Consider the following 12806-nt stretch of genomic DNA (forward strand, 5'->3'; position numbering starts at 1 on the left):
TAAAAAAATTATGAAAAATAAACAATTTATAAGACCGATTATACTGTTTATGTTGGCACTTGTAGGATTTACAAGCTGTGAGACTACAGAATTGGATTTATTACAGAATCCAAATGACGTGACAGAAGAGAATCTTGATCCAGAATTCTTATTTAATAATATTCAGTTAGGATTCAATGGTTTTGTTCAAACCGTTGCAGGAGACGCATCATTTACTTCTCAAGTTACTCGTTCATTCGCAATGACAGGAGGAAATCAATATCAAAACGCTTTCGCTCCTATTGGTTTTAATGGAATTTGGTCTTCTGCATACGCAGGAATACTACAAGATATTAAAGCACTAGAGCCTGTTGCTCAAGAACAAGGACTTACATATCACTTAGGAGCTTCTAAGATTATGAGAGCTTATGTTTTAGTTACTCTTGTAGATCTTTTTGGAGATGTTCCTTACAGCGAAGCATTACAAGGTAATGATAACCTAAACCCAATGGAAGATGCTCAGACTGATGTTTATATTGCTGCTCTTAATGATATTGATGAAGCGATAACTACATTGGCTACTGAAACAGCAGTTTTACCTGGTGATGATATGTTTTTTGCTAAGAATAACGGAGGATCTGTAGATGCTGATTTACAAGCAAATTGGATCACTGCCGCTAAGACCTTAAAGCTACGAATACTAAATAATATTAGACTTAATGGTTCTGCTGTTAATATTAATGTAACAACTGAAATTAATACTTTATTAACTGAAAATGATTTAATTGACACGCCTGCAGAAGACTGGCAATTTAATTATGGAAATACAAGATTAAATCCAAATTCTCGTCACCCAGGATATAACAGATATTATGAAAATGGGGCTGCTGGATATATGTCTAATTATTTGATGTGGACTATGATCTTTGAAAAAGGATTAGATGATCCTAGATTACGTTATTACTTTTATAGACAAGATAACAATGCTAATGGTGAGGATATCTTTACTTTAGGTTGTGGAGATGGAAGACAATCTCCTCCTGGTCATTATGCTTCTGTAACTTCTATATTTAACACTACTCCTGTACCATTTTGTACTGCAGATCCTGGAAGAGGATATTGGGGAAGAGATCATGGAGATAATGGTGGTATCCCACCAGATAATCAGCAAAGAACAGTATATGGAGTATATCCAGCTGGTGGTTTGTTTGATGAAAATCAAGATGATGACGTTCAGAATGACGGAGAAGATGGTAACTTACTAGGAGAAGGAATTACTCCTGTTTTACTTACTTCTTATGTAAACTTCATCAAAGCAGAATCTGCTTTAATGTCTGGAACAACAGGAGATGCTAGAGCATTCTTAGAAGCAGGTATTAGAGCTTCAATTGATAAAGTAGTTAATTTTGATGCACAAATTGTAGGAAATGCACTAGCACCTACAACTGCTACTATCGATGCATATGTTAATTTTGTCTTAGCTGCTTATGATACAGCTGACACTAATGGAAGACTTGATATCATTATGAAAGAATATCAAATCGCAGCATTCGGTAATGGTTTAGAAGTTTACAACGGATACAGAAGAACAGGTTTCCCAAGTAACTATCAACCAACTTTAGAGCCAAACTCTGGAGATTATTACAGAAGTGCTTTATATCCTGCTAACTACGTTAATGTAAATGTAAATGCGACTCAAAAGGAAAGAACAGAACAAGTATTCTGGGATACTAATGCAGCAGGATTCATTAATTAAAAAAGAAATTCAATGAAAAATATATTAAAAATAGTTTTAATTTGTTTTGTCGCATTGACTTTAACAAATTGCGAAGACAACGAGAAATCTCCCGTTGTGAATGCACCCAACGGTACGTTTGTTTTGATTGATATCACTAACTCACTTATCGATGTAACTCAAATTGGCACTTCTGCTTATGGAGGAACGCTAAGGGCTCCTGCCGGAAATGTAGCAAGTCACTCTTTTGAAGTAAGAGCTGTACAAGGAACTAGTTCATCAGAATTTGTACCAATATATACTACTACTACATTTCCTGCTGATTTCTTAATAACTGCCGGAGATGTTGCAACTGCTTTAGGAGTAGATGTATCAACTTTTGCTCCTGGAACAAGATTTGATTTTGTTGGTACTAGTGTAGGAACTGATGGAAGTATCATTACTTCCAGTTCATTAAGTGGTGATCTTCAAGCAGAAGTTGGTCAAAGACAAGCATATGATTTACTTACTTTTATATCTTGTCCTGTAGACACAGCATTAATAGCTGGTTCTTATGATGTAATACAAATCGCTTTTTCAGGCTTTTTTGGTGAAACAAATTTTGTGAGAACTGTTGTTGCTGGACCTGGAGCAGGTCAGATTACCATTGTAGAAGGTGAATATACTACTACTGGAGGTGATCCATTAATCCTTGATATTGATTTTGCTACTGGTATCATAACTGGTGGAGGAAATGATGAAGATGGTAATTCAGCAGTAGTTTGGGCTGAAGGAACAAATGGATTAGTTGAAAACACATACCTTGTAGAAGGAGGGTTCTTCTTCTCCTGTGTTGGAACGCTTTCCATCAACATGAATTTCTTCCCATTTAATGGTAATGCTCACGTATTTGAGCTACAAAAACAATAAATCTTTTAGAATTATGAAAAAATTAAATTTTAAATATATCTTACTGTCATTAGCTATTTTAGCTTTTGGCTCTTGTGATGATGATGATCCGATATCTGCGGGGATTGGTGATCCTTCAACTAAAAACATTATTAACTTAGAATCAACTGTAGCTTCAGATCTAGCTGTTATAGGTGAAGGAAATGTAATAGGTTTTTCTGTTACTTTACCGCAAGGACTTTCAAGTGATGCAACCGTTACAGCGAGAATCACCCTAGATAATGGTAACACTAGTACTGGTACTGCTACTGTAGCAGCAGGAGCAACTACAGGAACAGGAACTATTACTGTACCAGCTGATGACGGTGTAATTACCGGCGATACTGTTGGAGGTGTAAGTAACGCTGCTCAATTATCTCTTATTGCAATTCTTTTGGATGAGTTAGAGCCTAACACTACCTATACAATTACATCAAATACTGTTGATTTAGGTATTTATGCAGATACTCTGCCTTCTGATAGCGGTCTTAACATTCTTTTCGACTGGGAAGATCCAGCTACTAACGATCTTGATATGCAAGTAATCGATAGAGCTTTTACTTTTATATTTGAAACTTCTGAATCAGGAAACAGATTTGAAAGTGATTTATTCCAAAATGCAGGAAGAGATGATGGTATCTATGATGTTTATACAATCATTTTTACAGCCTCACCTACGGTTGATTTAAATTATGATTTATTATTTACATTACCTGATGGTTCATTAGAAGTAATTAATGGTACTTTACCAGCAGGTTCTCCAAACCTTACTCGTATTCCAATCGCGACTTTTGAAAAGTCAACGGATGCAGTTACTGGAGAAGTGAGCTACATAAATATAGGAGCTCTATAATAATATAATATTAGAAATAATATTCTTTAAACATCCCGATGAAAAATTTCATCGGGATGTTTTTTTATATCTATCTTTGCCCACTATGAAAGATGATTCCCATATTTTTGGTATAAGAGCTGTTATTGAAGCTATCAAATCAGAAAAATCTATTGATAAGCTTTTTGTTCAAAAAGGATTACAAGGAGAGCTTGCTAAAGAATTAATGCATTTAGCAAAGAACAATAATATTACTTTCTCTTTTGTTCCTGTAGAAAAGTTAAACAGGATTACCAGAAAGAATCATCAAGGGGTAATCGCTTATATATCTCCAATTGAATTTTATGATCTGGAGAATCTTGTACTTCAAGTTATAGAATCTGGTGAAACACCTCTATTTTTAGTTTTGGATCAATTATCCGATGTTCGCAATTTTGGCGCAATCATTCGTACTGCAGAATCTACTGGTGTTCATGGTATTATAGTTCAAAAAAAAGGAGGTGCTCCTGTTAACGGAGATACTGTAAAGACATCTGCAGGGGCAATATTTAAAATGCCTATTTGTAAAGTTGATCATATAAAAGATGCTTTGTTTTATTTACAAGGATCCGGCATACAAGTAATTGCAGCAACAGAAAAAGCTTCTGGGAATATTTACGAACAAGATATGACCAAACCTACTGCAATTATTATGGGTAGTGAAGGTAAAGGTGTTTCAAACTCTGTATTAAAACTTGTAGACCATCAAGCTAAACTACCTATGTCTGGAGAAATAGCTTCTCTTAACGTATCAGTTGCCTGTGGCGTGTTTTTGTATGAAGTGATTAGGCAAAGACTCTAATTTCATTTTTATTCTATCACCCCTAATACACTACTCTTTATCTTTTTTTTGAGAAGAAGCATCTGTATCTTTATATTCATAGATAATCTTTATTTCTTCTTCAAGATCATCTTCAGGAAGTTTTTCAATAAAGTTTCCGTTTTCATCAAAGTGTTTTAGAAACTCATCATCTTCTGGGTTATAATCAGGAGATTCCCAATTATATAATTTAGGTTTTGCTACTCCTTTTTTTATGAAAAATGCAAGCATAGTACCAACCATCAAACCAGACAAATGACCTTCCCAAGAAATTTTAGGGTCGATAGGTAGTATATACCAAATCATACTTCCATAAATAAAAACAACTATTAAAGACAAAGCTATTAATCTAAAATGTTTTACTACTATACCTTTAAAAAACAAAAAACCAAATAGCATATAAATCACCCCACTGGCTCCTATATGATTCGCGGGTCGCCCTAATAACCAAGTAAAAAACCCTGTTAAAAACACCCCTATTATCAATACTTTCCAGGCGGTTTTTTGATAAAAAAAGAATAATGCCGAGGTTAGCACAAGTAACGGTAAGGTATTATGCCATAAATGCGTTATATCTCCATGAATAAAAGGCGAAAACAATATTCCTCTAAGTCCTTTAAACGTCCTGGGAACAACTCCCCAGTTGTTAAAATCAAACCCAAAACGAACTTCAAACCAAAAAACTATCCATATCAAAAGAACGAATAGCAGTGGATATCCTATAACACCGGTCTTAAAGTTAAATTGATCTTTTTCATTCATAATTACAACTAATCAATCAAAAAGTCCTCCAAAGAATAAAAGCACGCTAAATTGTCAGCCTAGCAATATTCTAAATCATATTTACATGTGTTATAACACATAAATTAAAGTATTTACCTGATCCTCATTAAAAATAAATAATAGAAAGCGTATTTTTACGATTATGAATGAACCTCTTGCAGAACGAATACGTCCAAAATCCTTAGAAGAATATTTGAGTCAGGAACATCTAATAGGTGATGATGGCTCATTAACGCAACAGATAAAAAAAGGTATTATACCTTCTTTAATACTATGGGGACCTCCGGGAGTAGGAAAAACAACACTCGCCAATATCATAGCTAATGAATCTGATCGCCCCTTCTATATTTTAAGTGCTATTAACAGCGGTGTTAAAGAAGTCAGAGATGTAATTGATAAAGCAAAACAAAGTGGAGGTTTATTCACAACAAAAAACCCTATACTTTTTATTGATGAGATTCACCGATTTAGTAAATCTCAACAAGATTCTTTATTAGGCGCTGTAGAAAAAGGTTGGGTAACATTAATTGGCGCAACCACAGAAAATCCAAGTTTTGAAGTAATACCAGCTTTATTATCACGCTGCCAGGTATATGTTTTAAATGCTTTTGGCAAAGATGAGCTTGAAGCATTACTTGAGAGAGCAATGCGAGAGGATGATTTTCTAAAATCAAAAGACATACAACTCAAAGAAACTGAAGCATTATTACGATTAAGCGGCGGAGACGCCCGTAAACTGCTTAATATTTTTGAGTTAATTATCTCTAGCCAGGACACCAAAACGATTAATATTACTAATGATCTAGTATCAAAATTGGTTCAGCAAAATACTGTGAGGTATGATAAAACAGGAGAGCAACATTATGATATTATCTCTGCTTTTATAAAATCTGTTAGAGGCAGCGACCCCAATGCTGCAGTATACTGGTTAGCTCGAATGATAGAAGGTGGTGAAGATCTAAAGTTTATTGCAAGAAGAATGATCATATTAGCATCAGAGGATATTGGTAATGCAAATCCGACCGCATTGATTATGGCTAATAATACTTTTCAGGCTGTAACCACAATTGGATATCCCGAATCTCGAATAATATTAAGTCAATGCGCTGTATATTTAGCAACTTCTCCTAAAAGCAATGCCTCTTATATGGCAATAAATAAAGCTCAACAATTGGTAAAACAAACCGGTGACTTATCGGTCCCACTACATATTAGAAATGCTCCCACTAAACTAATGAAAGAGCTTGGGTATGGCGAAAATTATAAATACACGCATAACCATAAAGATGGTTTTGTTGAACAAGAATTTCTTCCTGACGAAATCAGAGATACTAAACTCTATGAGCCAGGAAGTAATCAACGAGAAAATGCATTAAGAACATTTCTTAAATCCCGATGGGGAGAAAAGTATAAATATTAATATTTACTGTCTTGCAAAAGTATCAATGATTAGTTTGTCAGTCACAGGATTAATTCGTTCAAGAATAAAATTACCATATGCATCAAAATATCCTATACCGCTAAGCTCTCCTGCTCTAACAATATAACTATTATCTCTACTGGCCGAATAAACTTTACCTATTTGAGCATTTTCACCCTTACTTAACTCATAACCATATTCTTTTTGCTTAAAGACATAGTTAACTGCATTAAATACATAAGTAACTTCTTTTGGCAAAGTAATCTTGGGCACAACACTCTCTTTCTTTAAAGGTTTAGGTGCTTTAATTTCTTTTTCAGGTTTAGGAAGGTTTTGTTTTTGTTTAGCAACCACTTTATTTCCTGTTTCAGAAGCTATAGACTCTTTTTTTCTTATGTTCTCTACTTCCTTACTTCCGTTATATTCATATTTCAAAAGCTCAATGCTTTTAAACGCTCCTCTAAGAGCTTCTTGATAAGCTTTCTTATATTCTTTCTCCCTACTACTCCCTACTCCAGATGTATATACCACATTAGAGTTACAATCCAATAGCTCTATTATAAGTTTTGTAGCAAATAAACCCGATTCTTTTTTTACATTCACTCTTAACGCCTTACAACCGTTAACTATCAAATCTTCCGGCATTTTTTCTCCGCGCATAAAAGCGTCATATCCTTGTTTTTTAAAAAGGAATCTAGTCAATGAATTCAGTTGATACGAATCATTTTTCTTTAAAAACACATACCCTTCAGGAACAATAATATATTTATAATCATTTATATTCCCTTGTCCAAAAAGTACCGTAGTACAAAAAAGTGCCACCCCTAAAAATAAAATACTCCTCATATTACATTATAAAATTAAATCCTAACTGCAAGGAAATTCCGTTTGCCTTAGCCAGATTAGAATACTCAAAAACATTATTGGCCGAAATATAGAAATTAAATTTGTTAATATGAGTAGAAATTAAAAAACCGAGGTTATAATATGAAAAATCATCTATAGTATAATTTATTTTTGCTCTTAGAAACCTGGACAACCTTTTGTAATAAAAGACAGAAGCAGCATATTGCGGCCGTTTAGGTCTAAATTGAGAAAATAACTGCAATCCTACAGCGTCAGTATATGGAGGGTCTTCTCCCTGTACATAACAATTACAAGTTCCATCATCATATCTATTAAAGGAGTATTTAATAGATCCATTAAGCTTTAAAGGTCTCAAGGCTACATATGCCTTACTCAAAGTATCTAGAGGTATAGCAGCTTCTAATTCATCTAGAATATCTTGTCCTTGAGAACCTGAGATAATTGGTGTTTCTATCCCTTCAAAAACATAATTACCTTGAGCCTGGTAGGTTTCTACATCTTTTGTGTAAAATATCATCCCTATATCTGTCGCACTTCCTGTCAATGTCCATTGATCTTCTAATTTATACGAAAATCCAACATCTACACCAAGCCCCAAATTACCTCCTAGAAGAGCTCTCCCTATAAATTTGTTTTTAACCTGCTTTGCTCCATCAGCAGTATCTTCTGATTCTATATCTCTTAATGAAGAATATCCTGCTGTTCTAACAGTAACATTAGCATTACTCACTATATGCTGATAAATATTATTCCCTTGAGGAGTTTCTACAGTTGTAATAGTTCCACTATTATTGGTGCTTCTAAAATTAATAATACTAGAATATAGTTTGGCTCTAGCTCCAAAAGTTAATTTTTTATTTACCTTTTTGTTATATCCAAAATGATATACTGTCAATAATTCTCCGGTAGCACTAATATTAGACAATCGAAACGGGATATTAATAAAATCCTGATTTCCTTGATACGCTAGTACTGCAAAATCTTTTGGAAAATAAGCGATAAGGTCTAGTTCTTGATAAAGTCCTCCAGAAAAATAAATATTTTGATTTTTCTTACTTCTCCAACCAAAGCTAAAAAACTCCAGTTGCTGTGTAAGTGTTACATAATCCCTACTAGTAAGCTTATTAAGGGTGTTTTCTATCTTTTCATTAATATCTCTTCCATCATCAGCAAAAACATCATATATAGACCCTCCTCTTAACCCTGCATTGATATGAAATTGCGACAAAAAAGGAATTCCCGCATGAAATTTTAAATTTGTTTCTGCACCTGGATTAAGTAATAACGATTGTGGCAGTTCTGTAACGTCGTACAAGGTTTCTTTGTTTTGAGAATACACAAGAGATCCCCATAAACCTATAAAAAAGCATATAACGATTCTCATAATTGGTAATTAACAAAATAAGTTCCCTTTGATCTCAACTCTACAAAACCTCTTAGATCACTGTTTGCATTTATAACCCTAACTTCTGTCGCTAGTTTTCTGGCAGATGCTAATTGGGCAAGTGTTGCATTATCCAATTCAATAATCTCTGTAGTTACAACAGGTTCTGTACCTTCTCCTAATCCCGGATTAGCCGTCATCATATAAAGGTTACCAACAGGTTGATCAGAATCATTTAAAAATTGAAATTCAAACTCAAAAGATGTTTCTATAGTATTTCTAAACTCAAATGTTAATTCAACTCGTTCTAAATTATCTATAGCAAAGTCTGTCCCGACCAAATCATAATTTATTGTATCTCTTACTGGTGGAACATCAATGGGCGTATCTGGAGGTAGGTTCGGATCTTCAAATTCTGAAGTATCAAATCTCGAAAAAATAAAATCTGCTTCAAATACAGGAGTAAGTACGACTTCGTCTAATTGATCAAAATCGAGATCCTCTACACACGAAGCAAATAGTAAAACTCCGCATGCCGAAAGCATGAATAAATAGGTTTTTATCGTTTTCATCTGGGGGAAGTTGTTTTAGTGATAACGAAAATATACAAATAATTATTACTATAAATAATTTTTTATCTGTTTTAATTTCAAAACTTGGATATTTTCTACCGGTATTTCATCGTTATGATAGTTAAAACATATAGTTTTGATTCCCAACGATTCAGCCCCCATAATATCAGCTTCATAGTTATCTCCTATCATAATACTATTATTAATTTCGGCTCCAGAAATCTCTATAGCATGTTCAAAAATAATTGGATTTGGCTTCTTTACTCCAACATCTTCGCTATTAGTAATAGTCTTAAAATAATGCCCGATTCCAGATTTTGACAGTTTATTGTTTTGTACTTCTCTAAATCCATTCGTAATAATATGAAGCTGGTAATTAGGCTGTAGGTAATCCAATAAATCAACAGCTCCTTCTATTAAGTTATTATTCAATGGTAAAAAAGAGATATAATCTTCAGAAAGCTGATCAATAGTATTTGTAGAATATTTCAAATCAAAAATAGCAAATGCATCGAACAATCTTCCTCTGCGCAATTGAATTTTAGAAACCTGTTCTTCTCGATACAATTTCCAATACTTCATGTTAATTGGTTGGTACACCTCTAAAAACTCATCTATTTCAAGAGGAATATCAAATTTTTCAAACATTAACTCAAAAGCTAAAGCAGAGTTCTTATCAAAATCCCATAAAGTATGATCGAGATCAAAAAATATATGCTTAACTGTATGTTTCATCTTCTAAATTCCAAATTTCTTCAAAAACTGACCCCCAAAACGGTTGTCCTTTTAACTCACTAAACAATTCATTATGAAAAACAGGAATAAAAACTCCTTGTACTTCTTTGATTTTCTTTATACAATACATTAATTCTTCTCTTACCAGCGCTTCATTTTCACCTTTTCTGTAATCATAATTTGAAAAGCAGAAAGAATTAATTATTAAAGGAGTCTGAACTTCATAATCAAGATCGTAAAACATAAAAGGAGTGCAAGTACCAGCTCTAAACCCCGAATATCCGGGATAACCCATAGAAAAATCTTCTCTAATTTCTAATTCAATATAATTGCGATATGCTTCTGGCAATCTTATTTTAAAAAATGCACATATTGCATTTTTTAATTGTCTATTTACAATACTTTCTACTCGCTCTTTTTCTTTTTTAAGAACAGATAAATTAGAAATGGCTTCATATGACACCTTAAGTCCTATATCTATATAATCCCCAGCGTGTTTTATTAAAGATCTATGTTTTTGATTATTATGATTTATATTTTTTTCATAATTAGAATAATCTCCAAGACCAAATAGAACTTTTAAATCTCTTTTTTTTCTAATTTGTAATCTAATTAACTCGTCAAATGTATCATAAGGATCTTTTTTAAATCCCATTAGCACTCTAATTCTATCTGTAAACTCTCCTAATTTAAGAAACCATAAATCCCGAAGCCCTCCTCCAACAGATCTTAGAATTCCTTTTTGCCTATATGCAAAGGTTTGAGAAACTGTAACTATAGGTATAACTCTAAACTTTCTTTTACCAAATTGTATTTCGGGATATTTTTCAAGGATTACCTCTTTTAACTTATAAGCCCAAATATCTACTACTGGATCTTGCAAAAAACCTCCTTTAAAAGCAATACTCTCATCCACCATAAAACGACCTAGATCATCTTTTACATGTGGAAGATATTCTTCATACCGACTAAGTAAATAAAAAGATGCTGCAAAAATATCAAACGGTAATGCTGCATTAGCGTGTTTAACCTGAAAAAAGCACTTTGTATCTTCCCAATCGACTACTTGAGTTTCGACTTCATTCAACCCATGCTCAAAAAGCAACTCAACACTTTGGAAATAAAGTTCTTTCCCCAAAGGCTTTTTTCCATAAGAAAATTTAGGTCCATCATGTGCTATAAACGACTCTATCTTTGAAGTAAAATCTATTTCCAACCCTAAAATTCTTTTACAAATTTGTTTAAATGTATAAGAAACCCTGGGAGTAATTTTTTGCACGTAGATCAGTAACATAAATCCGGGTTATAATATTGATTTATCAGCAAAGCTAAAATAGTCTTTTTCTGTAATTATCAGGTGATCCAATAGTTTTATATCTAAACTCATACCAGCTTGTTTTAATTTTTGAGTCAGTGTTTTATCTGCAGCGCTTGGAGTTAATCCTCCACTTGGATGGTTATGTGCTAAAATTATAGCAGTCGCACCAAATTCTAATGCGGATCTAAATACTAATCTAGCGTCAACTAAGGTACCTGTTTTACCTCCTATACTTATTTGTTTCTTTTGAATTATTTTATTCGCATTATTAAGATATAATACCCAGAACTCTTCATGTTCCAAATCCCCGATAAAAGGTTGCATTACTTTAAAGACATCTAAACTACTTGTTATTTTGGGCATTACTGGTGCATCTTCATCCCTTCTTCTTCTACCTAGCTCTAAAGCAGCAACAATAGATATTGCTTTTGCCTCTCCTATTCCTTTAAAATCCATAAGTTGCTTCACAGATAGTTTACCTAACGCATGTAATTGATGATTCACACTTGCCATAATTCGCTTACTTAACTCTACAGCACTCTCTTCTCTATTACCAGATCCAATAAGAATCGCTATTAATTCTGCATCACTAAGAGCATTCTTCCCTTTAACGATCAATTTCTCTCTTGGGCGATCATTTTCACTCCATTCCTTGATAGAAAATGAAGAATTAAGTTCAATCATATTAATATTTTATTTTTTTAATTTCCCTAAAACCTGAGTAAGTATAAACTATTTCTCTAAAATACAGCATATTATTATATGATTATTATATATCTAGCTCCTCATCCCCCCTTAACCAAGGCCAAAACTGAAGATATATTTGTTTGAAAATGAAAGTTTTACTATCTTTACAGCCGTTAAGCCCAAAATCAAACATTTAAATAACCTCAAAATAACCTATTTATGAAGAATATTTTTACTCTATTTTTAGTATTGTCTACATTTAGTTTTTATGGTCAAGACAAGAAAATTTCTTTTTTAGATTTAGTAGGAAATCACATACAAGTCCCAAGGGGATGTCAAGCTCAATCCGAATATGAATTGCAAGCTTGTAACGGAACTACAGTAAAATGGGATTATTATAGTGGAGACATGCTTTCTGCTGTTTTTGATGCTACAATTACTGCATTTGAAGAAGCTAATGGCGGTAAGACTGAAATTACTTTTGTATGTTTTGGATTTGAGTTAAAAGGATATAAGTTCAAAACTGGTACTACATATCAATATTTTATCCAAGGGAAAATTAAAGATCAACCTTTAATGATGAATCTTGCAACTCCTGCTAATATATCGGTAAAGGATGATATGGATAATTTTCTTAGACAACTTTTTGACGAAGTAAGCTAAGCCCTTCAAAACTTTATTAATTTTACACGCTGCGCAAAATAATTG

The 12806-nt window shown here is 33.2% G+C and carries 13 protein-coding genes; 6 read left to right on the forward strand and 7 right to left on the reverse strand.

What is annotated here, in order from left to right; genetic code table 11:
* Positions 1 to 10 precede the first annotated feature (10 nt).
* The 4 genes from U0D62_RS02375 (at position 11) to rlmB (ending at position 4314) form a co-directional block, all read left to right on the forward strand.
* The gene (locus tag U0D62_RS02375; RefSeq protein ID WP_322193683.1) at positions 11 to 1735 is read left to right on the forward strand and encodes a SusD/RagB family nutrient-binding outer membrane lipoprotein; all 1725 of its coding nucleotides are present in this window, start codon (positions 11 to 13) and stop codon (positions 1733 to 1735) included.
* Positions 1736 to 1747: 12 nt separating this feature from the next.
* Positions 1748 to 2623 carry a hypothetical protein gene (locus tag U0D62_RS02380; RefSeq protein WP_322193684.1) on the forward strand — a complete coding sequence of 292 codons (876 nt, stop codon included), beginning with the start codon at positions 1748 to 1750 and terminating at the stop codon, positions 2621 to 2623.
* Between the two features lie 13 nt (positions 2624 to 2636).
* Positions 2637 to 3494, forward strand: a complete 858-nt coding sequence (locus U0D62_RS02385) for a hypothetical protein (protein WP_322193685.1) — start codon at positions 2637 to 2639, stop codon at positions 3492 to 3494.
* 85 nt (positions 3495 to 3579) lie between these two features.
* Positions 3580 to 4314 (forward strand): 23S rRNA (guanosine(2251)-2'-O)-methyltransferase RlmB, encoded by a 735-nt coding sequence (gene rlmB, locus U0D62_RS02390; protein WP_322193686.1) that lies wholly within the window; start codon positions 3580 to 3582, stop codon positions 4312 to 4314.
* Positions 4315 to 4344: 30 nt separating this feature from the next.
* Here rlmB and U0D62_RS02395 read toward each other — a convergent pair whose 3' ends face one another.
* A complete protein-coding gene (locus U0D62_RS02395) occupies positions 4345 to 5094 on the reverse strand; it encodes a rhomboid family intramembrane serine protease (protein ID WP_322193687.1) in 750 nt (249 codons plus the stop codon).
* A gap of 163 nt (positions 5095 to 5257) precedes the next feature.
* Here U0D62_RS02395 and U0D62_RS02400 point away from each other — a divergent pair, with 163 nt between their 5' ends.
* Positions 5258 to 6535, forward strand: a complete 1278-nt coding sequence (locus U0D62_RS02400; protein ID WP_322193688.1) for a replication-associated recombination protein A — start codon at positions 5258 to 5260, stop codon at positions 6533 to 6535.
* 3 nt (positions 6536 to 6538) lie between these two features.
* Here the strand turns inward: U0D62_RS02400 and U0D62_RS02405 are convergent, their stop codons facing one another.
* The 6 genes from U0D62_RS02405 to radC are packed head-to-tail and all read right to left on the reverse strand — an operon-like array spanning position 6539 to position 12095.
* Positions 6539 to 7381 carry a hypothetical protein gene (locus U0D62_RS02405; protein ID WP_322193689.1) on the reverse strand — a complete coding sequence of 281 codons (843 nt, stop codon included), beginning with the start codon at positions 7379 to 7381 and terminating at the stop codon, positions 6539 to 6541.
* A 1-nt stretch (position 7382) separates the two neighbouring features.
* Positions 7383 to 8786 (reverse strand): DUF5723 family protein, encoded by a 1404-nt coding sequence (locus U0D62_RS02410; protein ID WP_322193690.1) that lies wholly within the window; start codon positions 8784 to 8786, stop codon positions 7383 to 7385.
* Positions 8783 to 9358 (reverse strand): hypothetical protein, encoded by a 576-nt coding sequence (locus tag U0D62_RS02415; protein ID WP_322193691.1) that lies wholly within the window; start codon positions 9356 to 9358, stop codon positions 8783 to 8785. Before U0D62_RS02415 ends, U0D62_RS02410 begins: the two co-directional genes overlap by 4 nt.
* A 48-nt stretch (positions 9359 to 9406) precedes the next feature.
* Complete coding sequence (locus tag U0D62_RS02420) at positions 9407 to 10093, reverse strand: YjjG family noncanonical pyrimidine nucleotidase (RefSeq protein ID WP_322193692.1); 687 nt, start codon at positions 10091 to 10093, stop codon at positions 9407 to 9409.
* Complete coding sequence (locus U0D62_RS02425; protein ID WP_322193693.1) at positions 10077 to 11387, reverse strand: polysaccharide deacetylase family protein; 1311 nt, start codon at positions 11385 to 11387, stop codon at positions 10077 to 10079. Before U0D62_RS02425 ends, U0D62_RS02420 begins: the two co-directional genes overlap by 17 nt.
* Before the next feature lie 9 nt (positions 11388 to 11396).
* Positions 11397 to 12095, reverse strand: a complete 699-nt coding sequence (radC, locus tag U0D62_RS02430) for a RadC family protein (protein WP_322193694.1) — start codon at positions 12093 to 12095, stop codon at positions 11397 to 11399.
* Positions 12096 to 12317: 222 nt separating this feature from the next.
* Between radC and U0D62_RS02435 the strand changes: the two genes are divergently transcribed.
* Positions 12318 to 12761, forward strand: coding sequence for a hypothetical protein (locus U0D62_RS02435; RefSeq protein ID WP_322193695.1), 444 nt, complete (start codon positions 12318 to 12320; stop codon positions 12759 to 12761).
* Positions 12762 to 12806 lie beyond the last annotated feature (45 nt).

It is taken from the genome of Aquimarina callyspongiae (assembly GCF_034322225.1).
Lineage (GTDB): Bacteria > Bacteroidota > Bacteroidia > Flavobacteriales > Flavobacteriaceae > Aquimarina.